Below are 20741 nucleotides of genomic sequence, written 5' to 3' on the forward strand. Positions count from 1 at the left end.
CCATGTCATTGCATGCATCCGTCACACTCCGTAAAATCCCGCGCCTTAGCGTGATCCACCATTTTTATGCGCCTTAGCGAAATAATTATTCTGGATTTGGACTTTTCATAACAGGAAGCCAATGGAAAAGAAACTTGGCCTGAGTGCGTTAACTGCACTTGTATTGAGCTCAATGCTGGGCGCGGGCGTATTCAGTTTGCCGCAGAACATGGCGGCCGTCGCCAGCCCGGCCGCATTACTAATTGGCTGGGGCATCACCGGCGTCGGGATTTTGCTGCTGGCGTTCGCCATGCTGCTGCTGACGCGTATCCGACCGGATCTGGACGGCGGAATATTCACTTACGCCCGTGAAGGTTTTGGCGAGCTGATTGGCTTCTGCTCCGCCTGGGGCTACTGGCTGTGCGCGGTGATCGCCAACGTCTCCTATCTGGTTATCGTCTTCTCGGCGCTCAGTTTCTTTACCGATACGCCCGAACTGCGCCTGTTTGGTGACGGCAATACATGGCAGTCCATCGTCGGCGCCTCGGTGCTGCTGTGGATTGTTCACTGGTTGATTATGCGCGGCGTTCAGACCGCGGCCAGCATTAACCTGGTGGCGACGCTGGCCAAGCTGGTGCCGCTTGGCCTGTTCGTCGTGCTGGCCTTCCTCGCCTTCCGTCTCGATGTCTTTACGCTCGATTTCAGCGGTATTGCGTTGGGCGTTCCCGTCTGGGAGCAGGTGAAAAATACCATGCTGATTACCCTGTGGGTGTTCATCGGTGTTGAAGGTGCCGTCGTGGTCTCTGCCCGCGCGCGTAACAAACGCGACGTGGGACGCGCCACGCTGCTGGCCGTCCTGGCGGCGCTGGGCGTTTATCTGCTGGTGACGCTGCTGTCGCTCGGTGTGGTGGCCCGCCCTGAACTGGCGGAGATGCGTAATCCGTCCATGGCCGGGCTGATGGTGAAAATGCTCGGTCCCTGGGGTGATGTGGTTATCGCGGCGGGTTTGATTGTCTCCGTCTGCGGCGCGTACCTGAGCTGGACCATTATGGCAGCGGAAGTTCCGTTCCTGGCCGCCACGCATAAAGCGTTCCCGCGCCTGTTTGCCCGTCAGAATAAAAACAGTGCGCCATCGGCCTCTCTGTGGCTCACCAACATCAGCGTGCAGGTCTGTCTGGTGCTGATCTGGCTCACAGGTTCGGACTATAACACGCTGCTGACCATCGCCTCCGAGATGATTCTGGTACCCTATTTCTTAGTGGGCGCATATCTGTTAAAAATTGCGACCCGCCCGGCACACTATGCGGTAGGCGTAGGTGCCTGTATTTACGGTCTATGGTTATTGTATGCTTCCGGCCCGATGCATCTGCTGCTGTCCGTGGTGCTCTACGCGCCAGGCCTGCTGGTGTTTATCTACGCTCGCCGTACGCATCAGCTTGATAATGCCCTTAAGCGCCGCGAAATGGCGTTGATAGGTTTGCTGTTAGTCGCTGCCGTACCGGCAACGTGGATGTTAATGGGATAGCGCCGCCTGTCCCATTGTTGAACTGAAAAGGAGATTACGATGGGACACACGCAGCAACGCCCAATATTGATCACTGGCGCAGGCCGTCGCATCGGCCTCGCCCTCGCCCATCACTTTCTCAATCTTCGCCATCCGGTTATCGTCAGTTACCGCACGGAATATCCCTCCATTGAAGGGCTACGACATGCCGGAGCCGTCTGCATTCAGGCGGATTTCTCCACGGATGAAGGTATTCTTACTTTCGCGGAAAAAGTGAAATCGACCACCCCCGGGCTGCGGGCGGTTATTCACAACGCCAGTACCTGGCTTCCTGAAAAAGCAGGACATTCGCTCAGCGAAACGCTCGCCTGCATGATGCAGATCCACGTTAATGCGCCTTATCTGCTCAACCATGCCCTACAGGATCTGCTACGCGGACACGGCCATGCCGCAGGCGACATTATCCATTTCACCGATTACGTGGTGGAGCGAGGCAGCGATAAACACATCGCCTACGCGGCCAGCAAAGCCGCGCTGGATAATATGACTCGCTCGTTCGCGCGCAAGCTGGCCCCCGAGGTAAAAGTCAACGCGATTGCCCCGGCGATGATTTTATTTAACGAGGGCGATGATGCCGAGTATCGTCAGCAGGCGCTTAACAAATCGTTGATGAAAATTGCGCCCGGCGAGAAAGAGGTGATCGACCTGATCGATTATCTGCTGACCAGCTGTTACGTCACGGGAAGGACGTTTGCCGTGGACGGTGGCCGCCCGCTGCGCTAGTGAAAGCGGCTCCAGAAGAAGATGAGCACCCAGGCGCTGAGGCTCCAGCAGACCACCGCCCCGCCCAGCGCCAGGGGCAGACGCAGAAAACTGGTGAAGTACCACAGCGACAGCAGATAGATGAAATACGGGATGATTGACCACATCCCGAATACAATGGTGGCACGCAGCGCCTCTATACCCCGCTCAGAGGCCACAATATAGTGCGCAATTAACGCAAAGGTGGGAAACAGCGGGATAAGCCCGGCAATGTAGTAGTTCTTCGTTTTAGCCAGCACCCCAATCAGCAGCACGACCAGCGCACCCAGCGCGGCTTTGATCAACAGCCCCATTCTTTTCCCTTAACAATCAAATAACATTCCCGTGCAGGATAACGGAACTCCGGCTAATTATGAAAGATTAATGGAAGGTTAAGGTTGTGCGGTGTATGTTGACGTTTTTCGCGATGACAGACGTAGTATGAATAAGATTGTTTATGTTGAAGATGAACCCGAAGTGGGTCAATTGATCGCCGCTTATCTGGGTAAACATGATATTGAAGTGGTTGTCGAACCTCGTGGCGATCGCGCTGAAGACGTCGTCACCCGCGAAAATCCGGACCTGGTGTTGCTGGACATTATGCTGCCCGGAAAAGATGGCATGACGCTTTGCCGGGATCTGCGCGCAAAGTGGGACGGCCCGATCGTGCTGCTGACCTCTCTCGACAGCGATATGAATCATATTCTGTCCCTTGAGATGGGCGCGAATGACTACATCCTGAAAACCACGCCGCCGGCGGTCCTGCTTGCCCGTTTGCGCCTTCATCTGCGTCAGCGTGCCAGCGCTGAGCGTGAAGCGCCTGCGCCCTCTTTAACGCCGCATAAGGCGATGCGGTTCGGCACGCTTTCTATCGACCCGGTCAACCGACAGGTTATGCTTTCCGGGGAGCTGATTGCGCTCTCAACCGCAGATTTTGACCTGCTGTGGGAGCTGGCAACTCATGCCGGGCAAATTATGGACCGGGATGCATTGCTGAAAAATCTGCGCGGCGTAAGTTACGACGGAATGGATCGTAGCGTTGATGTGGCGATTTCTCGCCTGCGAAAAAAACTGCAGGACAGCGCCACCGAGCCCTACCGCATTAAAACCGTACGTAATAAGGGCTACCTGTTTGCCCCGCACGCATGGGAAACCTGAAAAAAAACTACACAGTAAATTTCGAAAAATAACTTGCGATGCATCAGGAATGTTATCGGTATACGTCGTAAGTTTTCGATTATATGCATCGTTAGTCATGAAATATCCCTTGATCACATTCCTCTTACCTGTTCAATTTCGATGTGCATTTTTCGCGTAAACAAAAGTAGCTCTAATGTATTTCATTGCTATAGTACAATATATATTCAGCAGTTCAGGAACCATCATCGATCAAAAATCCGTCACTTAAATGCACATTGTGTTAAAAATGAACTTTACAATTGACTAAAATATTATCTTATCCTTATGAAAACAAAGGGGATATAGTTAGCATATAAATAATATCGATCTTTTTCAATAGCTTACACGTTTGCAGAAATCTAATTCTCATGCTAAACCTTATACTCTCTCAATTATTTAATGAACGAGGTATAGCAATGTCATGGAGAGTCATTAGCTCGGTAATTTGTCCTAACACGGGGATCGTTTATTCAAGCATCTTGGGACTCAAGTTCTTGAAACTCATCATTTGGTATGAAAGCGATGTTTATTTGTACCCCGGCGATAGGATATATCCGACAAAGAATGGCGTCTTCATTAATGGTGTTTTCAAGCCAATATCGATATACAACATCTCCCCTTACAACGAGATGTTATGGAGTGAAATTAAAAACAAGATGGCCTGCCCATACAATCGAAACCAGGAAGAGGAGATATGTACCTACGCGGTGCATTGCAACGCGCGTAAGTGTCCGCATGGGTTTATCACGAATCCACTGATTGTCAGCACAGTCAAATCCAGACATTAACGAATGTTGGTAATGTTCAGGTTACAAAGATAAGTATCTTTGTCGCACCGTTTGCGCCGGATACCTCTCACTGGTAAACGCCATAAATAAAGCCACCCGCAGGTGGCCTTTGTCATTGTTATTCTGATTCACAAATACTCTCAATCGCAAATAAACTCGTATAGCGAAGCGTAAACGGATTACCCGGGCATTGATGGAATAAAGCGATGCGTGTTTTATTACCTTTCGACGAATACCCCTTTTCAACGCATCATGCCTGACTTGCGCCCATAGCGACCCTGCTGGTAAAAGACGTGTAGTGAAGCCCCTGTTTCGGTGAAATTAATGAAGAAGCTGTTTGTTCAGTTTTATTTACTGCTGTTTGTCTGCTTTCTGGTGATGACCATGCTGGTCGGGCTGGTCTATAAGTTCACCGCAGAGCGTGCGGGCAGACAATCCCTGGACGATCTGATGAAAAGCTCGCTCTACCTGATGCGTAGCGAGCTGCGCGAAATTCCTCCGCATGACTGGGCACGTACGTTAAAAGAGCTGGATCTGAATCTGTCGTTTGATCTGCGTATCGAACCCCTGAAGGATTTTGATTTAGCGCCGCCGGCGATGCAGCGTTTGCGCGATGGAGACATCGTCGCCCTGGACGAGAAATATACCTTCATTCAGCGTATTCCGCGCAGCCACTATGTCCTGGCCGTCGGGCCAGTGCCCTATCTCTATTACCTGCACCAGATGCGCCTGCTGGATCTCGCCCTGCTGGGCTTTATTGCCATCTCGCTCGCTTTCCCTGTATTCATCTGGATGCGACCGCACTGGCAGGACATGCTGAAACTGGAATCCGCCGCACAGCGTTTTGGGGAGGGTCATTTAACTGAACGCATACATTTCGATAGCGGTTCCAGTTTTGACCGTCTCGGTATTGCCTTTAACCAGATGGCCGATAACATCAACGCCCTGATTGCCAGCAAGAAGCAGCTTATCGACGGCATTGCGCATGAACTGCGCACTCCGCTGGTACGCCTGCGTTATCGCCTGGAGATGAGCGAGAACCTCACCGCCGCGGAATCGCAGGCCCTCAATCGGGATATTGGCCAGCTTGAAGCGCTGATTGAAGAGCTGCTGACCTATGCCCGCCTCGATCGGCCTCAGACGGAGTTGCACCTCAGTACGCCGGATCTTCCCGTCTGGCTACAGACGCATATTAACGATGTGCAGAGCGTTAACCCTCAGCGAAAACTGCTTACAGCCATTACCCCCGGCGCGTACGGCGCGCTGGACATGCGCCTGATGGAACGCGTGCTGGATAATCTGATGAATAACGCCATGCGCTACAGCGAAACCACGCTGCGCATAGGTTTAGATTTGCAGGGGAGCCAGGCAATTCTGTGTGTGGAAGACGATGGCCCCGGTATTGAGCCAGCGGAGCGTGAAAAAGTTTTCGAGCCGTTTGTGCGCCTCGACCCCAGCCGCGACCGTGCTACCGGCGGCTGTGGTCTGGGGCTGGCTATTGTCCGTTCTATTGCCCAGGCGATGGGCGGTTCGGTTCGCTGCGAAGCGAGCGAGCTGGGCGGGGCCCGGTTCGTCTTTAGCTGGCCGATCTATCACAACATTCCTCTTCCCATACCTGCCTGAACTAAACCGCACGCTGGCCTGACCCGGCGTGTTGTGCTATATCAGTAGTATGTTGTAACTAATTAAGGGCTATTATGGCGACTTACGATCTCATCGAAAGGCTTAACACCACATTTCGGGAAATAGAGCAGGCGTTACTGACCCTGACGGCGCAACTACAGGGCTGCCGCCTGCTGGCCGCCCGCGTCTTTTCCCTGCCCGAGGTGGCGAAAGGCGCGGAACACGACCCGCTGAACACCATTGAGGTAACGCAGCATATCGGTAAAGTGGCGCTGGAACTGACGTTGCAGCACTATCGCCGCCTTTTCATCCAGCAGCAGTCCGAAAATCGCAGCAGTAAGGCCGCCGTTCGCCTGCCCGGCGTCATCTGTCTGCAAACGGATACCGCAACGCGTGAAGCCATTGAGGCGCAAATTACGCATATTAATACGCTGAAAGCCGCCTTCGAGAAAATCGTGACCGTTGAGTCCGGGCTGGCACCGGCTGCCCGTTTTGAATGGGTGCATCGCCAGCTTCCGGGGCTGATCACCCTGAATGCTTACCGCACGCTGACGGTACTGCGCCACCCCGCCACGCTGCGCTTCGGCTGGGCCAACAAGCACATCATTAAAAACTTCACGCGCGACGAGATCCTGGCTCAGTTGGAGAAAAGCCTGAAGTCGCCGCGAACGGTCGCCCCGTGGTCGCGGGAACAGTGGATTGAACGGCTGGAGCAGGAGTACCACAGCATTGCCTCCCTGCCGGCTGATACCCGTCTTAAAATAAAGCGTCCGGTGAAGGTGCAGCCTATCGCTCGTGTCTGGTATGCGGGACAGCAAAAGCAGGTGCAATACGCCTGCCCGACACCGCTGATTGCGCTCTACGATGCCGATCAGGGTGCGGTGGTGCCGGATATAGGAGAACTGCTGAACTACGATGCTGAAAACGTTCAGCATCGCTATAAACCCCAGGCACAGCCGCTACAGCTGATTATCCCGCGGCTGCACCTGTATGTGGCGCAGTGATTACCTGATGCTGCCCACCATCGCTTCCGGGCGGACCCAGGCATCAAACTCGGCGTCCGTCAGGTAGCCCAGCGCCAGCGCAGAGGCTTTCAGGGTAAGCCCCTCTTTGTGCGCTTTTTTAGCGATTTCGGCCGCTTTGTCATAACCAATATGGGTGTTTAGCGCCGTGACCAGCATCAGGGACTCATTCAGCAGCTGGCTGATTCGCTCGCGATTAGGCTCAATGCCCACCGCGCAGTGCTCGTTAAAGCTCTCCATGCCATCGGCCAGCAGACGAATCGATTGCAGTACGTTGTGGATCACCATCGGGCGATAGACGTTAAGCTCGAAGTTACCCGACGCGCCGCCCATGTTGACCGCAACGTCATTACCCATCACCTGACAGCACAGCATGGTCATGGCTTCGCACTGCGTCGGGTTTACTTTACCCGGCATAATGGAGCTACCCGGCTCGTTTTCCGGAATGCTGATTTCGCCGATGCCGCAGCGCGGGCCGGAGGCCAGCCAGCGCACGTCGTTGGCGATTTTCATCAGCGAGGCTGCCAGCCCTTTCAGCGCGCCATGGGTATGGACCAGCGCATCACAGGTCGCCAGGGCTTCGAATTTATTCGGGGCGGTAACAAACGGCTGCCCGGTGATCTTCGCCAGCTCTTCGGCCACGCGCACCGCGTACTCGGGATGGGTGTTTAACCCGGTGCCAACCGCCGTTCCGCCGAGCGCCAACTCCGCCAGATGCGGCAGGCTGTTGTCTATATGCTTAAGATTGTGCTCCAGCATCGCCACCCAGCCGGAGATCTCCTGGCCAAGCGTCAGCGGCGTGGCGTCCTGCAGGTGCGTACGACCAATTTTTACAATGTCGCCGAAAGCCTGCGCTTTCTCGTTAAGCGTAGATTTGAGCACGTTGAGTTGCGGGATAAGCTGCTCGCGGATAGCGATGACGGCCGCCACGTGCATGGCCGTCGGGAACACGTCGTTGGAACTCTGGCTTTTATTCACGTCATCGTTCGGGTGAACCTTCCGCTCCATGCCGCGTACGCCGCCAAGCAGCTCGCTTGCGCGGTTCGCCAGCACCTCGTTCATGTTCATGTTGCTCTGGGTGCCTGAGCCGGTCTGCCAGATGGCAAGGGGGAATTCGTCGGGATGTTTGCCCGCCAGCACTTCGTCGGCGGCATTGATGATGGCCGAGGCTTTATCGGCATCCAGCAGGCCCAGATCCTGATTGACTTTGGCGGCAGCACGTTTGGTCAACGCCAGCGCCTGGATTAGCGAGACGGGCATTTTCTCTGTCGAAATGCGGAAATGCTCCAGCGAACGCTGGGTTTGCGCGCCCCATAGCTTGTCGGCCGGGACGTCGATGGCGCCCATGGAGTCTTTCTCGCGGCGATGCATTGTCATTACTTACTCCTTGATAACAAAGATGGGATTGCTCACATGCTTAAGAGATAAGTATTGATGACTTCTGAGAAACGTTATGGCGCTTTGTGCGCTCTTTTTGATGTCGGGTGGCGGCTGCGCCTTACCCGACCTACGAGAATGTAGGCCGGGTAAGCGCCAGCGCCACCCGGCAATTTACAGAATTACTTCACACACGCCGAACACTGGGAAGACTGGATCTGTTTGAAGAAGTCGTTACCTTTGTCATCCACAAGAATGAACGCCGGGAAGTCTTCCACTTCAATTTTCCAGATCGCTTCCATACCCAGTTCCGGGTACTCCACGCACTCCAGGCTCTTGATACTGCCCTGTGCCAGCACCGCTGCCGGGCCGCCGATGCTGCCGAGGTAGAAGCCGCCGTGCTTGTGGCACGCGTCCGTCACCTGCTGGCTGCGGTTGCCTTTCGCCAGCATGATCATGCTGCCACCGTTGGCCTGCAACTGGTCGACGTAGGAGTCCATACGGCCCGCCGTCGTTGGGCCTAACGAGCCGGAAGCATACCCATCAGGTGTTTTTGCCGGGCCTGCGTAGTAGATCGGGTGATCTTTAATGTACTGCGGCAGCCCTTCACCGTTGTCCAGGCGCTCTTTCAGCTTCGCATGGGCGATGTCGCGGCCCACGATAATCGTCCCGTTCAGGGAAAGGCGCGTTGAAACCGGATACTGCGAAAGCTGCGCCAGGATCTCCTTCATTGGGCGATTCAGGTCAACGCGTACCGCTTCGCCCTCACCCGCTTTACGCAGTTCTTCAGGGATGTATTTGCCCGGGTTGTTCTCCAGCTTTTCGATCCAGATGCCGTCGCGGTTGATCTTCGCTTTGATGTTACGATCCGCAGAGCACGACACGCCCATCCCCACTGGACAGGATGCACCGTGGCGCGGGAGGCGGATCACGCGAATGTCATGCGCGAAGTATTTGCCGCCAAACTGCGCGCCCAGCCCCAGATTCTGCGCTTCGGCCAGCAGTTCCTGCTCAAGCTGCACGTCGCGGAACGCCTGACCATGTTCGTTACCTTCCGTTGGCAGGCCATCGTAGTATTTGGTTGAGGCCAGCTTAACGGTTTTCAGGGTGCTTTCAGCAGACGTACCGCCAATCACAAACGCGATATGGTACGGCGGGCAGGCCGCAGTGCCAAGGGTGCGCATCTTCTCAACCAGATAGTTCTTCAGCTTGCCCGGGGTAAGCAGCGCTTTGGTTTCCTGGTAAAGATAGGTTTTGTTGGCTGAACCGCCGCCTTTGGCAATGCAGAGGAATTTGTACTCGTCACCGTCGACACTGTAGAGGTCAATCTGCGCAGGCAGGTTGGTGCCGGTGTTCACCTCTTTGTACATATCCAGCGCCGCGTTTTGCGAATAGCGCAGGTTATCTTCGGTGTAGGTATTGTAGACGCCGCGCGCCAGCGCCGCTTCGTCACCGCCGCCGGTCCAGACGCGCTGGCCTTTTTTACCGGTGATAATCGCCGTGCCGGTGTCCTGGCAGGTCGGCAGAATGCCTTTCGCCGCGATATCAGAGTTACGCAGGAATTGCAGGGCAACGTACTTGTCGTTCTCGCTGGCTTTCGGGTCGCTCAGAATATCGGCAACCTGCTGCTGATGCGCCGGACGGAGCATAAAGGAAGCATCGTGGAAGGCTTGCTGCGCCAGCAGCGTCAGCGCCTGCGGGTCAACTTTGAGGATCTCCTGCCCTTCAAACTCAGAGACAGAAACGTAATCGCGGGTTAACAGGTAATACTCGGTCCGATCCTGACTGAGGGGGAAAGGATCCTGATAATGGAAGGGTTTATTCGACATTATTCTCTCACTTACTGCTTCGGTCTGTTTATTCAGGGCAGATGTTCCGCTGCCCGGCTTAAAAGCGAGTCAGCTTATCCTACACAATTTTTTAACAAAAACTGAGACTAGTACGACTTTTTACATCCGCAGGTTACTTCCATTCGGTTTATTGCTTTAATACGCGAAGTTAATTCCACATATGAATCAGGGCTTGATAATGCAAAAACTCATCAACTCAGTGCAAAACTACGCCTGGGGAAGCAAAACTGCGTTAACGGATCTCTACGGTATCGCCAACCCGGACAACCTGCCGATGGCAGAGCTGTGGATGGGCGCGCACCCGAAGAGCAGCTCAAAAATTGAAGATGCCAGCGGCCAGGTGCGCAGCCTGCGTGATGTCATCGATGCCGACAAAGCCGCGCTGCTCGGCGATAAAGTGGCGAATCGTTTTGGTGAGCTGCCTTTTCTGTTCAAGGTATTGTGCGCCGACCAGCCGCTCTCCATTCAGGTTCACCCGAACAAAAAAGCCTCTGAGCTGGGCTTTGCCAAAGAAAACGCCGCCGGTATTCCGTTAGACGCCGCAGAGCGTAACTACAAAGATCCTAACCACAAGCCGGAACTGGTTTTCGCCCTTACCCCTTTCCTGGCGATGAATGCCTTCCGCGAGTTTTCCGAGATCATCTCCCTGCTGCAACCGGTCGCTGGGGCTCACAACGCGATCGCCCACTTCCTGGAAAACCCGAACGCAGAAGCCCTGAGCGCGCTGTTTGCCAGCCTGCTGAATATGCAGGGCGAGGAAAAATCCCACGCGCTGGCGGTGCTGAAAGCCGCGCTGAACGACCAGCAGGGTGAACCATGGGACACGATTCGCGTAATTTCCGCGTTTTATCCGGACGACAGCGGCCTCTTCTCTCCGCTGCTGCTGAACGTGGTGAAGCTCAACCCGGGCGAAGCAATGTTCCTGTTCGCTGAAACCCCGCACGCCTACCTGAACGGCGTGGCGCTGGAGGTGATGGCTAATTCCGATAACGTACTGCGCGCGGGCCTGACGCCAAAATACATCGACATCCCTGAGCTGGTTGCCAACGTGAAGTTCGTGGCGAAACCTGCTGCGGAGCTGCTTACTCAGCCGGTGAAAAACGGCTCAGAGCTGGACTTCCCGATTCCGGTTGACGATTTTGCCTTCTCCCTGCATGACCTCAGCGCAGACGAAACCGCCATTGCACAGGAGAGCGCCGCGATCCTGTTCTGTGTGGAAGGCGAAGCGACGTTGCATAACGGTAGCGAGCGTCTGCTGCTTAAACCGGGGGAGTCCGCTTTTGTCCCGGCAAACGAGTCGCCTGTCTTCGTGAGCGGCACTGGTCGCCTGGCGCGCGTTTTTAATAAGCTTTAGGGACTTACTGAATTTTTTAACAACTCTTGCTAAGCTAGTAACAGGCGTTGTAACACCAGGCGGTTTTAACCGCCTGGTTTCATTTTAGGGATAATCGCAATGAAAAAATCGGTCGTAGCGGTAGGAGTGATTGTTGCTTTAGGCGTGATCTGGACGGGTGCTTCCTGGTATACCGGGAAACAGCTGGAAAGCCGTCTGGCAGAGATGATGGCACAGGCAAACAGCGAAATTAAGCGCAGCGCGCCTGAAGCAGGTCTGGAGCTGAGCTACCAGAACTACCAGCGTGGCGTCTTTACCAGCCATATGCAGGTGGTGGTGAAGCCGGTAGCGGGCAATCAGAACGCCTGGCTGAAACCGGGCCAGAGCGTGGTACTGGATGAAGTGGTCAGCCACGGTCCGTTCCCGCTGGCGCAGTTGAAAAAGTTTAACCTGATCCCCTCTATGGCATCCGCCAGAACCGTACTGGTAAATAACGAGGTGACGAAGCCAATTTTCGATATGGCGAAAAATGAGTCGCCGTTCGAGATCAATACCCGCATCAGCTATGCCGGTGATACGCGTTCCGACATCGACCTGAAAGCGCTGAATTACGAACAAGGCACCGATAAAGTCGCCTTCAGCGGCGGTAATTTCCAGCTTGATGCCGATCGCGACGGCAAGAATGTCTCTCTGACCGGCGATGCCGCCAGCGGCCTGGTGAATTCAGTCAATGAATATAACCAGAAGGTCCAGCTCACCTTTAACAACCTGAAAGCCAGCGGCAATAGCCGTATGACCGATTTTGACGAGCGTATTGGCGATCAGAAGCTGAGCCTCGATAAGATCGCCATTGCGATTGAAGGTAAAGAGATGGCAGTGCTGGAAGGCATGGATCTGGACGGCAAGTCTGACGTTTCCAAAGACGGTAAAAGCATCAACACCCAGCTGGATTACAGCCTGAAAAGCCTGAAAGTACAGAATCAGGACCTGGGTACCGGCAAGCTGTCACTGAAAATTGGCAACATTGACGGCCAGGCATGGCACGAATTTAGCCAGAAATACAGCAAAGAGAGTCAGGCTCTGCTGACCGATGCCGCCCTGCAACAGAACCCGCAGGCGTACCAGCAGCAGGCGATGGCCGTGCTGTTTAATAACCTGCCGATCCTGCTGAAAGGCGAGCCGGTAATTACCGTTGCGCCACTGAGCTGGAAAAACGACAAAGGCGAAACCAACTTCAACCTGTCGCTGTTCCTGAAGGATCCGGCGGCCGCGACTGGCGAGCCGCAGACCCTGGCGCAGGAAGTTGACCGCAGCGTGAAATCGCTCGACAGCAAGCTGACCATCCCGATGGATATGGCAACCGAGTTCATGACGCAGATTGCGAAACTCGAAGGGTATGGTGAAGAAGATGCAGGTAAACTGGCAAACCAACAGGTGAAAGGCCTGGCGGCGATGGGCCAGATGTTCCGCATCACGAAGGTGGAAGACAACACCATTTCCACCAGCCTGCAATATGCTAATGGCCAGGTAACGCTCAACGGCGACAAAATGCCGCTGGAAGATTTTGTCGGCATGTTTGGTATGCCGACGCTGGGCATTCCGGCACCGGCTGAACCGGCAGCGCCGCCAGCAGTACCGCAGCAGTAAACGAAAAACCCCTCGCATGAGGGGTTTTTTTATTGCCAGGCGATGTGCAGCGGAGATTACTTCAGCGTCACTAACCGCGCCGCCACAATCTGATGCCCGGCCTGCACGTCCGTATTTTCAATACGCTGCATAATTCGGTCTGCCAGGGTGTATCCCATTTCACGAGCCGGCGTCGTCGCCCAGACGATGGGGAGATCGTCTAGCGCATTTTCACCGACATCCGCAAATGCCCCCAGCGCCACCTGATGGCCGAAGAACGTTTCTACCCCGCCCTCACCGCTCTGGCGTCCGGCGCGGATCAAGCCGAACCACGCCCCCATCGCAATCACATCGTTATAGCAAATCACCGCGCTGATTGTCGGGCTGTTGCGAAGCAACGTGCCGATGGCTTCGGCGGCTTTTTTCTGGCTGGACTCACACTCCACCACCCATTCGCTGTGAAACGGCAGGCCGTATTTGATGAGCGTGGAGCAGTAACCGCCCACCCGCTCCGCACGCGTCAGGGACGAGCTTTTACCGCCGAGCCAGGCGATGCGCTGATGGCCGCGATGAATAAGATGCTCGGTCAGCATTTGCGCGGCCTGCATGTTATCCGGCCGAAGGGTATCGGCTTCGTCGAGATAGCTGGCGCGTGACGCAACCACCAGCGGTACGCCTTTCTGCGCCGCGCGCTCACACAATTCACTGCCCACACCGGACGCGCCGGCCACGATCACCCCATCCACCCCTTGCGTCAGCAGCATATCCAGCCTGGAGAGCAGCTGCTCCGGTTCGCGCCCACCGTGGAGCAGGAAAACCATTCGCCCCTGCGCTTCAAGCGCCTCGGTAAGCCCGGCGGTCAGTTCTGCATAAAACGGCGACGCGAGGTCGCGAACAATCAGCCCTATCACCCCGCTTTGCCCACCGCGCAGCGCCGACGCCTGGCGATTACGCACAAAGCCCAGTTGCTCAACGGCCTCGTTGACGCGCTGACCCGTAGCAGGAGAGATACGCCCCTTCCCGCTCAATACCAGCGAAACGGTGCTAACGGAAACCCCCGCCGCCAGCGCGACATCGTTGATGGTGATCTTTTTCGCTACAGCCATGTGGTGGCGTGACTCCTTGATAATGAGATCGCTAAAACGTTTTATCAAAACGTTATCTTTATACTACCAGTAAAAGCCTGAGAATGTGATTTAGCGCGCACTAAAGTTTGATAAAACGTTTTATCTTTTCGCCCCATCGCGGTCGTTAAATCTCTTTCTACCATTTAAGGAGTCGTTTTATGACGACGAAAGCAGCACAAAAAATATCGCTGTGGGAGTTTTTCCAGCAACTGGGCAAAACCTTTATGCTGCCCGTGGCGCTTCTCTCTTTTTGCGGGATTATGCTGGGGATCGGCAGCTCGTTAAGCAGCCATGACGTCATTACCCTGATCCCTTTCCTCGGAAATCCGGTACTTCAGGCGATCTTCATCTGGATGAGCAAGGTCGGCTCTTTTGCCTTTAGCTTCCTGCCGGTAATGTTCTGTATCGCCATTCCTCTGGGTCTGGCGCGCGAAAACAAAGGCGTGGCGGCGTTTGCGGGCTTCGTTGGCTATGCGGTCATGAACCTTGCGGTTAACTTCTGGCTGACCGCCAAAGGGATCCTGCCCACGACCGACGCGGCGGTACTGAAAGCCAATAACATTCAGAGCGTGATTGGAATTCAGTCCATCGATACCGGGATCCTTGGAGCCGTGATCGCGGGAGTGATCATCTGGATGCTGCACGAGCGCTTTCATAACATCCGCCTGCCCGATGCGCTGGCCTTCTTCGGCGGCACCCGCTTTGTGCCAATCATTACGCTGGTTGTGATGGGTCTGTTTGGTCTGATCATCCCTCTGATTTGGCCGGTTTTTGCCATGGGGATCACCGGTATTGGCCGCATTATCAACGGCGCGGGTGATTTCGGCCCGATGATTTTCGGTACGGGTGAACGTCTGCTGCTGCCATTTGGTTTACAGCACATCCTGGTTGCCCTGATCCGTTTTACTGAAGCAGGCGGTACTATGGACGTTTGCGGTCATTCCGTTAGCGGCGCGCTGACCATCTTCCAGGCCCAGCTGAGCTGCCCGACCACGCACGGCTTCTCTGAAAGTGCGACGCGTTTCCTCTCTCAGGGGAAAATGCCTGCCTTCCTCGGCGGCCTGCCGGGCGCTGCGCTGGCGATGTACCACTGCGCCCGCCCGGAAAATCGTCATAAAATTAAAGGCCTGCTGATCTCCGGCGTTATTGCCTGCGTGGTGGGCGGTACGACAGAACCTATCGAGTTCCTGTTCCTGTTCGTGGCACCGGTGCTGTACCTCATCCACGCCGTACTGACAGGCCTGGGCTTTACCGTGATGGCTGTGCTCGGTGTGACCATCGGTAACACCGACGGTAACGTGATTGACTTCGTGGTATTCGGTATCCTGCACGGCCTGTCCACCAAGTGGTATCTGGTGCCGGTTGTGGCCGCCATCTGGTTCGCGGTTTACTACGGGATCTTCCGCTTCGCCATCACCCGCTTTAACCTGAAAACGCCTGGCCGCGATACCGATACGGCCACCAGCGTTGAACAGGCAGTGGCCGGTACCGTTGGGAAATCCGGATATAACACGCCGGCTATTCTGGCGGCGCTGGGCGGTGCGGATAACATTACCTCTCTGGATAACTGCATCACCCGCCTGCGTTTGTCGGTGGCGGACATGTCCAAAGTGGATACCAACGCACTTAAAGCTAACCGGGCTATCGGCGTGGTACAGTTAAATCAACACAATTTGCAGGTCGTCATTGGCCCGCAGGTACAGTCAGTGAAGGATGAGCTGGCAACCCTGATGCGAACCGTCGAAGCCTGATGCCTCGCCCCCCTCGTCATGAGGGGGTTTTACTTTACGGAGCACCGTCATGTTTGATTTTTCTACCGTCGTGGATCGACACGGCACCTGGTGTACCCAGTGGGATTATGTCGCTGACCGTTTTGGGGCTGCCGACCTGCTGCCCTTCACCATCTCTGATATGGATTTCGCCACCGCTCCCTGTATTACCGATGCGCTGCACCAGCGCATCAACCACGGCGTGTTTGGCTACAGCCGCTGGAAAAATGACGAATTTCTGGCTGCCGTGGCGCACTGGTTCCGGCAACGCTTTAACAGTCAGATTGATACCGAAACCGTAGTGTATGGGCCGTCGGTCATTTATATGGTCTCGGAGCTGATCCGCATATGGTCCGCGCCTGGCGACGGTGTGGTGGTTCATACCCCGGCTTACGATGCCTTTTATAAAGCCATTGAAGGCAACCAGCGTACCGTTGTTTCCGTGCCGATGCAGAAAACGGCGCGTGGCTGGGACGGCAATATGGCCGCGCTGGAAGCGGCGCTGGCAAAACCGGAAAACACGGTTCTGCTGCTGTGTAGCCCGCAAAATCCGACCGGCAAAGTCTGGACGCGGGAAGAGCTGGCCACAATTGCAACGCTTTGCAGCCGTCATGATGTGGCGGTAATCAGCGACGAAATTCATATGGACATGGTATGGGGCACGCATCGCCATACCCCGTGGAATGAGGTTGCACGCGGTAAATGGGCGCTGCTGACCTCCGGTTCCAAAAGCTTCAATATTCCGGCACTGACGGGCGCCTGGGGGCTTATCGCCGATGACGACAGCCGTAACGCCTATCTGAATGCATTAAAAGGGCGGGACGGACTCTCTTCCCCTTCCGTGCTGGCGCTGACCGCGCACATTGCTGCTTACCGGCAGGGCGAACCCTGGCTGGACGCGCTGCGGACCTATCTCGAAGAAAACCTGCGCTACATTGCTGACGAACTGAATGCTGCATTTCCGACACTCAACTGGCAACCGCCAGAGGCCACCTATCTGGCCTGGATTGATCTCAGCCCACTCGGTATTGATGACAAAACGCTGCAAAACGTGCTGATTGAACAACAAAAAGTGGCCATCATGCCGGGATATACTTATGGGGATGAAGGAAAAGGCTATGTGCGACTGAACGCTGGCTGTCCGCGTAGTAAGCTTGAACAGGGCGTTCAACGCCTTATCGCTGGCATCAACACTCTGCTGTAAATAATTTGCGCAACGGAATATTCCCTTGCGCAAATAGCTTTTTCCCCCGTTTTGTTTTTATAATATGGCGCACTTTAACCAGCAAAGAGTGCGACCATGATTGATACACGCCTGCCTTTAACTGATATTCACCGCCACCTCGACGGGAACATTCGTGCCCAAACTATTCTCGATCTTGGTCGCCAGTTCAATTTAACGCTTCCTGCCGAAACGCTTGAAACCCTGATCCCCCATGTCCAGGTGACGTCGAACGAGCCGGATCTGGTAAGTTTTCTGAGCAAGCTTGACTGGGGCGTGAAGATGCTGGCCTCGCTCGATGCCTGTCGCCGTGTCGCCTTTGAAAACATCGAAGATGCCGCTCGCAACGGCCTGCACTATGTCGAACTGCGTTTCTCTCCGGGTTATATGGCGATGACCCACAGTCTCCCCGTAGCGGGCGTGGTTGAAGCGGTCATTGAGGGCGTGCGTGAAGGTTGCAAAACCTTTGACGTTCAGGCGCGTTTGATCGGCATTATGAGCCGTACCTTCGGTGAAGCGGCCTGTCTTCAGGAGCTGGAAGCGTTACTGGCGCATCGCGACCAGATCACCGCCATCGACCTGGCCGGTGATGAGTTGGGCTTCCCGGGCAGCCTGTTCCTGTCTCATTTCAACCGCGCACGTGATGCAGGATGGCATATTACCGTTCATGCTGGCGAAGCCGCGGGGCCGGAAAGCATCTGGCAGGCCATTCGTGAACTGGGTGCGGAACGTATTGGTCACGGTGTGAAAGCCATTGAAGATCGCGCGCTGATGGATTTCCTCGCCGAACAACGTATTGGAATCGAATCCTGCCTGACCTCCAATATTCAGACCAGTACAGTGGCGTCGCTGGCGCAACACCCGCTGAAAACCTTCCTTGAACACGGGGTGCTGGCTTCACTGAACACGGACGATCCGGCGGTTCAGGGCGTGGATATTATTCACGAATACAACATCGCCGCGCCGCAGGCCGGGCTGAGCCGCGAGCAGATCCGTCAGGCGCAAATCAACGGGCTGGAGATCGCCTTCCTGACGCCTGAAGAGAAACAGGCGCTGCGCGATAAAGTTGCTCAGTAGTCCTCTTTACTGCCGGGTGGCGCTGCGCTTACCCGGCCTACGAAAGCGTTTGGCACTTATGCCAGACAGAGCGTTGCGCGATGTTTGGCGGATTCGATCCCCAGCTCGATGAGCTCCATAATCTGGATTGCCTGGCTCGCCGGAACCGGATTTTCACCTGAACCGTTCAGCGCGTCACGAATTGCGGCGTAATACGCCGGATAGTTCCCAGGCTGGGTCAACACCGTCTCTTCAACCAGTACCTCACCCTCCGCACGCGTCACCACCCCGTCCCGCATGTCGTAGCCCCAGTCCTCCTGCGGTAAGCGTTCGCCATTTTTGAGGCGCTCTTCCTGCGGATCCAGGCCGAACTTCACATAGCTGCCGCGCGCCCCGTGAAGGATATAGCGGGCCGATTCCGCCGCCGCAAGCATTGTCCCGTGCAGCACAATGCGCCGCTGCGGATAACTCAAAACGGCGTGGAAATAGTCGGTGGTCTGCGCCCCCGGCCTGAGCTGAGCTAAATCGACCGTCATGCTTACGGGCAGACCAAACAGATGAACGGCCTGATCGAGAAGATGCGGCGCTAAGTCATACCAGATGCCGCTGCCCGGTCCCGCCTGCTCGCGCCAGCGATCTCGCACCTGCGGACGATAACGATCGAAGTGAGACTCAAAAAAAGCAATTTCGCCGAGCGTGCCTTCGTTTATCAGCGCTTTGATCGTCAGGAAATCACTATCCCAGCGTCGGTTGTGAAAGACCGACAATAACCGACCCAGGCTTCGCGCCATCGCATCCAGCTCGCGCGCCTGTGACAACGTCACGGTAAAAGGCTTATCGACAACGACATGTTTGCCAGCCTCCAGCGCCGCTTTCGCCAGGGGGAAATGGGTGTCGTTAGGGGTGGGAATGACAATAAGGTCAATATTAGGATCGTTAAACAGATGCTTAGGCTCCGTTACCACCGGCACGGCTGGCCAGTCGGCATGGACTTTGGTTTCATCGCTGCTTGTGATAGCCGCCAGTTCCATTCCCGGCGTGCCGGCAACCAGCGGCGCATGAAAGGTTTTGCTTGCGTACCCGTAGCCAATAAGACCGACGCGGATGTTTTCACTCATCGTATGCCCCCTCGCTGTGCGCTTATTTATCACTGGCCTTGTGCTTAACGCACAGGTTAATAATGTGCCCTGTGAGTTAAAATAGCATCTCGCGACAGCTTTTTTTGTTACCTCGCATTAAAGTGTGTATATGGGGCCCGGGAATCGTTCCCAAAGCGCTTGCTCTGTCGAAAAGGCCGCTGTAACATTTGTAATCTGTATTTATGGATAAATTACAAACACAAAATATGTCATCAATAATTAATCGAATCATTGAATTAGCGGGATGGATTGTCCTTGGCGTTTCAGTCGTGTTGCTCGGCATTGCCAGCCATATCGATAACTACCAGCCGCCGGAGCCTGTTACTGTTGCTCAACAAAAGTAAGCCGCATCGTCATAAAGCGTGACACATTACGTCATGGAACGTATTGCCAGCCGTAATGAACGGGGTTACCCTTCTCTTCCAGGCATCTGCTGATGCCTGAATCTTCGCAAAGAAAACTCCTAATTTCGTCGCGTTACCCGAGTGGACAGTTTACGTCTTTATTAATCCGTTTATTATTCGAACGCATTACCTTTATGGGTATTACCCTTTTATATGGAAACTTATTAATATGACAGTTCAGGACTATTTATTAAAATTTCGCAAGATCAATTCCCTTGAAAGCCTGGAAAAACTGTTTGACCATCTGAACTACACGCTGTCGGATAATCAGGACATCATCAATATGTACCGCGCTGCTGACCATCGTCGCGCCGAACTCGTCTCTGGCGGTCGTCTGTTCAACGTGGGGGAAGTACCTAAATCTGTCTGGCGTTACGTTGTATAAGAAAGTAGCCTTCGGCGTGAAATGTTATATACTCTCCGCCCTGCAAATTTCTGTATAACATTTCGCGCAGACTATGGGAGAGCGTATGACCGCATTGCCTGGACAGAGAATTGGGGGCTGGTTAATCGCCCCGCTGGCATGGCTGCTGGTGGCTTTATTAAGCGCTTCGCTGGCGCTGTTGCTTTACACCACTGCACTGGTTACTCCTCATGCTATCCAGACACTGATGTCTCAGAGCGCGCTCAATATTGCGACGTGGTTTGTGTCGTTCGTTTTCGCAATCGCGATGTGGTACTACACGCTTTGGCTGACCATCGCCTTCTTCAAACGCCGCAAAAGCGTGCCGAAACATTACATTATCTGGCTGCTGGTCTCCGTGCTGCTTGCCGTCAAAGCGTTCGCTTTTTCGCCAGTTTCTGATGCACTGGCGGTTCGCCAGCTACTCTTTCCGTTGCTTGCGACGGCGCTTCTGGTGCCCTATTTCAAGCGGTCGACGCGCGTTAAGAAGACCTTCGTTAACCCGTAATAACCTTACAGTTAACCTGTTGTGGCCTGTT

19 protein-coding genes are annotated in these 20741 nt (G+C 54.8%); 14 read left to right on the forward strand and 5 right to left on the reverse strand.

All coding sequences use genetic code 11. From position 1 onward, the window contains the following. Positions 1 to 121 precede the first annotated feature (121 nt). Together ACOT1A_RS07400 and folM are read left to right on the forward strand one after the other, a co-directional pair. Entirely contained in the window at positions 122 to 1504 is a 1383-nt protein-coding gene (locus tag ACOT1A_RS07400; protein ID WP_063841947.1) for an amino acid permease, read from the forward strand. Positions 1505 to 1543: 39 nt separating this feature from the next. Further along, on the forward strand, positions 1544 to 2266 hold the full coding sequence (folM, locus tag ACOT1A_RS07405; protein ID WP_063200822.1) for a dihydromonapterin reductase: 723 nt from the start codon (positions 1544 to 1546) through the stop codon (positions 2264 to 2266). Here the strand turns inward: folM and ACOT1A_RS07410 are convergent. Then, on the reverse strand, positions 2263 to 2598 hold the full coding sequence (locus ACOT1A_RS07410; RefSeq protein ID WP_105322726.1) for a GlpM family protein: 336 nt from the start codon (positions 2596 to 2598) through the stop codon (positions 2263 to 2265). The genes folM and ACOT1A_RS07410 overlap by 4 nt on opposite strands. Before the next feature lie 127 nt (positions 2599 to 2725). On the opposite strand from ACOT1A_RS07410, the gene rstA reads away from it, so the two are divergent. From rstA to tus, 4 genes are all read left to right on the forward strand, one after another. Further along, positions 2726 to 3442: a two-component system response regulator RstA gene (gene rstA, locus ACOT1A_RS07415; protein ID WP_032671147.1), complete on the forward strand. Its 717-nt coding sequence runs from the start codon at positions 2726 to 2728 to the stop codon at positions 3440 to 3442. A 437-nt stretch (positions 3443 to 3879) separates the two neighbouring features. Beyond that, positions 3880 to 4251, forward strand: a complete 372-nt coding sequence (gene iraM, locus ACOT1A_RS07420) for an anti-adapter protein IraM (protein ID WP_023299972.1) — start codon at positions 3880 to 3882, stop codon at positions 4249 to 4251. A gap of 324 nt (positions 4252 to 4575) precedes the next feature. Then, entirely contained in the window at positions 4576 to 5874 is a 1299-nt protein-coding gene (gene rstB / locus ACOT1A_RS07425; protein WP_023299971.1) for a two-component system sensor histidine kinase RstB, read from the forward strand. A gap of 74 nt (positions 5875 to 5948) precedes the next feature. Further along, positions 5949 to 6878, forward strand: coding sequence for a DNA replication terminus site-binding protein (tus, locus tag ACOT1A_RS07430; RefSeq protein ID WP_022647930.1), 930 nt, complete (start codon positions 5949 to 5951; stop codon positions 6876 to 6878). Here tus and fumC read toward each other — a convergent pair whose 3' ends face one another. Next, positions 6879 to 8273, reverse strand: a complete 1395-nt coding sequence (gene fumC, locus ACOT1A_RS07435) for a class II fumarate hydratase (RefSeq protein ID WP_022647929.1) — start codon at positions 8271 to 8273, stop codon at positions 6879 to 6881. It lies immediately after the preceding gene. 182 nt (positions 8274 to 8455) lie between these two features. Then, positions 8456 to 10102 (reverse strand): class I fumarate hydratase FumA, encoded by a 1647-nt coding sequence (gene fumA / locus ACOT1A_RS07440; RefSeq protein ID WP_105322725.1) that lies wholly within the window; start codon positions 10100 to 10102, stop codon positions 8456 to 8458. A gap of 199 nt (positions 10103 to 10301) precedes the next feature. Between fumA and manA the strand changes: the two genes are divergently transcribed. Together manA and ACOT1A_RS07450 are read left to right on the forward strand one after the other, a co-directional pair. Beyond that, on the forward strand, positions 10302 to 11477 hold the full coding sequence (gene manA / locus ACOT1A_RS07445; RefSeq protein ID WP_105322724.1) for a mannose-6-phosphate isomerase: 1176 nt from the start codon (positions 10302 to 10304) through the stop codon (positions 11475 to 11477). Between the two features lie 99 nt (positions 11478 to 11576). Continuing rightward, the gene (locus ACOT1A_RS07450; RefSeq protein ID WP_022647926.1) at positions 11577 to 13103 is read left to right on the forward strand and encodes a YdgA family protein; all 1527 of its coding nucleotides are present in this window, start codon (positions 11577 to 11579) and stop codon (positions 13101 to 13103) included. A gap of 56 nt (positions 13104 to 13159) precedes the next feature. Here the strand turns inward: ACOT1A_RS07450 and ACOT1A_RS07455 are convergent, their stop codons facing one another. Next, positions 13160 to 14188: a Mal regulon transcriptional regulator MalI gene (locus ACOT1A_RS07455; protein WP_105322723.1), complete on the reverse strand. Its 1029-nt coding sequence runs from the start codon at positions 14186 to 14188 to the stop codon at positions 13160 to 13162. Between the two features lie 179 nt (positions 14189 to 14367). Between ACOT1A_RS07455 and malX the strand changes: the two genes are divergently transcribed. The 3 genes from malX (at position 14368) to add (ending at position 18277) form a co-directional block, all read left to right on the forward strand. Then, on the forward strand, positions 14368 to 15960 hold the full coding sequence (gene malX, locus ACOT1A_RS07460; RefSeq protein WP_023299967.1) for a maltose/glucose-specific PTS transporter subunit IIBC: 1593 nt from the start codon (positions 14368 to 14370) through the stop codon (positions 15958 to 15960). Between the two features lie 49 nt (positions 15961 to 16009). Beyond that, positions 16010 to 17182, forward strand: a complete 1173-nt coding sequence (locus ACOT1A_RS07465) for a MalY/PatB family protein (protein WP_023306016.1) — start codon at positions 16010 to 16012, stop codon at positions 17180 to 17182. 96 nt (positions 17183 to 17278) lie between these two features. Next, the gene (gene add / locus ACOT1A_RS07470) at positions 17279 to 18277 is read left to right on the forward strand and encodes an adenosine deaminase (RefSeq protein ID WP_022647922.1); all 999 of its coding nucleotides are present in this window, start codon (positions 17279 to 17281) and stop codon (positions 18275 to 18277) included. Positions 18278 to 18333: 56 nt separating this feature from the next. Here add and ACOT1A_RS07475 read toward each other — a convergent pair whose 3' ends face one another. After that, positions 18334 to 19374: an oxidoreductase gene (locus tag ACOT1A_RS07475; protein ID WP_105322722.1), complete on the reverse strand. Its 1041-nt coding sequence runs from the start codon at positions 19372 to 19374 to the stop codon at positions 18334 to 18336. 239 nt (positions 19375 to 19613) lie between these two features. On the opposite strand from ACOT1A_RS07475, the gene blr reads away from it, so the two are divergent. The 3 genes from blr to ACOT1A_RS07490 all read left to right on the forward strand — a co-directional run bounded on the left by blr (position 19614) and on the right by ACOT1A_RS07490 (position 20710). Beyond that, on the forward strand, positions 19614 to 19739 hold the full coding sequence (gene blr / locus ACOT1A_RS07480) for a division septum protein Blr (RefSeq protein WP_151884424.1): 126 nt from the start codon (positions 19614 to 19616) through the stop codon (positions 19737 to 19739). Positions 19740 to 19968: 229 nt separating this feature from the next. Continuing rightward, positions 19969 to 20184: a transcription modulator YdgT gene (gene ydgT / locus ACOT1A_RS07485; RefSeq protein ID WP_000217941.1), complete on the forward strand. Its 216-nt coding sequence runs from the start codon at positions 19969 to 19971 to the stop codon at positions 20182 to 20184. Positions 20185 to 20269: 85 nt separating this feature from the next. Continuing rightward, the gene (locus ACOT1A_RS07490; protein ID WP_105322721.1) at positions 20270 to 20710 is read left to right on the forward strand and encodes a DUF2569 domain-containing protein; all 441 of its coding nucleotides are present in this window, start codon (positions 20270 to 20272) and stop codon (positions 20708 to 20710) included. Positions 20711 to 20741: the final 31 nt, after the last annotated feature.

The organism is Enterobacter cloacae complex sp. SYL003 (assembly GCF_049236925.1).
GTDB lineage: Bacteria > Pseudomonadota > Gammaproteobacteria > Enterobacterales > Enterobacteriaceae > Enterobacter > Enterobacter intestinihominis.

Bases quoted from the DNA above. Each gene is read 5' to 3' on its own strand.
- ACOT1A_RS07400 (WP_063841947.1), top strand. From the start codon at position 122: ATGGAAAAGAAACTTGGCCTGAGTGCGTTAACTGCACTTGTATTGAGC.
- folM (WP_063200822.1), top strand. From the start codon at position 1,544: ATGGGACACACGCAGCAACGCCCAATATTGATCACTGGCGCAGGCCGT.
- ACOT1A_RS07410 (WP_105322726.1), bottom strand. From the start codon at position 2,598: ATGGGGCTGTTGATCAAAGCCGCGCTGGGTGCGCTGGTCGTGCTGCTG.
- rstA (WP_032671147.1), top strand. From the start codon at position 2,726: ATGAATAAGATTGTTTATGTTGAAGATGAACCCGAAGTGGGTCAATTG.
- iraM (WP_023299972.1), top strand. From the start codon at position 3,880: ATGTCATGGAGAGTCATTAGCTCGGTAATTTGTCCTAACACGGGGATC.
- rstB (WP_023299971.1), top strand. From the start codon at position 4,576: ATGAAGAAGCTGTTTGTTCAGTTTTATTTACTGCTGTTTGTCTGCTTT.
- tus (WP_022647930.1), top strand. From the start codon at position 5,949: ATGGCGACTTACGATCTCATCGAAAGGCTTAACACCACATTTCGGGAA.
- fumC (WP_022647929.1), bottom strand. From the start codon at position 8,273: ATGACAATGCATCGCCGCGAGAAAGACTCCATGGGCGCCATCGACGTC.
- fumA (WP_105322725.1), bottom strand. From the start codon at position 10,102: ATGTCGAATAAACCCTTCCATTATCAGGATCCTTTCCCCCTCAGTCAG.
- manA (WP_105322724.1), top strand. From the start codon at position 10,302: ATGCAAAAACTCATCAACTCAGTGCAAAACTACGCCTGGGGAAGCAAA.
- ACOT1A_RS07450 (WP_022647926.1), top strand. From the start codon at position 11,577: ATGAAAAAATCGGTCGTAGCGGTAGGAGTGATTGTTGCTTTAGGCGTG.
- ACOT1A_RS07455 (WP_105322723.1), bottom strand. From the start codon at position 14,188: ATGGCTGTAGCGAAAAAGATCACCATCAACGATGTCGCGCTGGCGGCG.
- malX (WP_023299967.1), top strand. From the start codon at position 14,368: ATGACGACGAAAGCAGCACAAAAAATATCGCTGTGGGAGTTTTTCCAG.
- ACOT1A_RS07465 (WP_023306016.1), top strand. From the start codon at position 16,010: ATGTTTGATTTTTCTACCGTCGTGGATCGACACGGCACCTGGTGTACC.
- add (WP_022647922.1), top strand. From the start codon at position 17,279: ATGATTGATACACGCCTGCCTTTAACTGATATTCACCGCCACCTCGAC.
- ACOT1A_RS07475 (WP_105322722.1), bottom strand. From the start codon at position 19,374: ATGAGTGAAAACATCCGCGTCGGTCTTATTGGCTACGGGTACGCAAGC.
- ydgT (WP_000217941.1), top strand. From the start codon at position 19,969: ATGACAGTTCAGGACTATTTATTAAAATTTCGCAAGATCAATTCCCTT.
- ACOT1A_RS07490 (WP_105322721.1), top strand. From the start codon at position 20,270: ATGACCGCATTGCCTGGACAGAGAATTGGGGGCTGGTTAATCGCCCCG.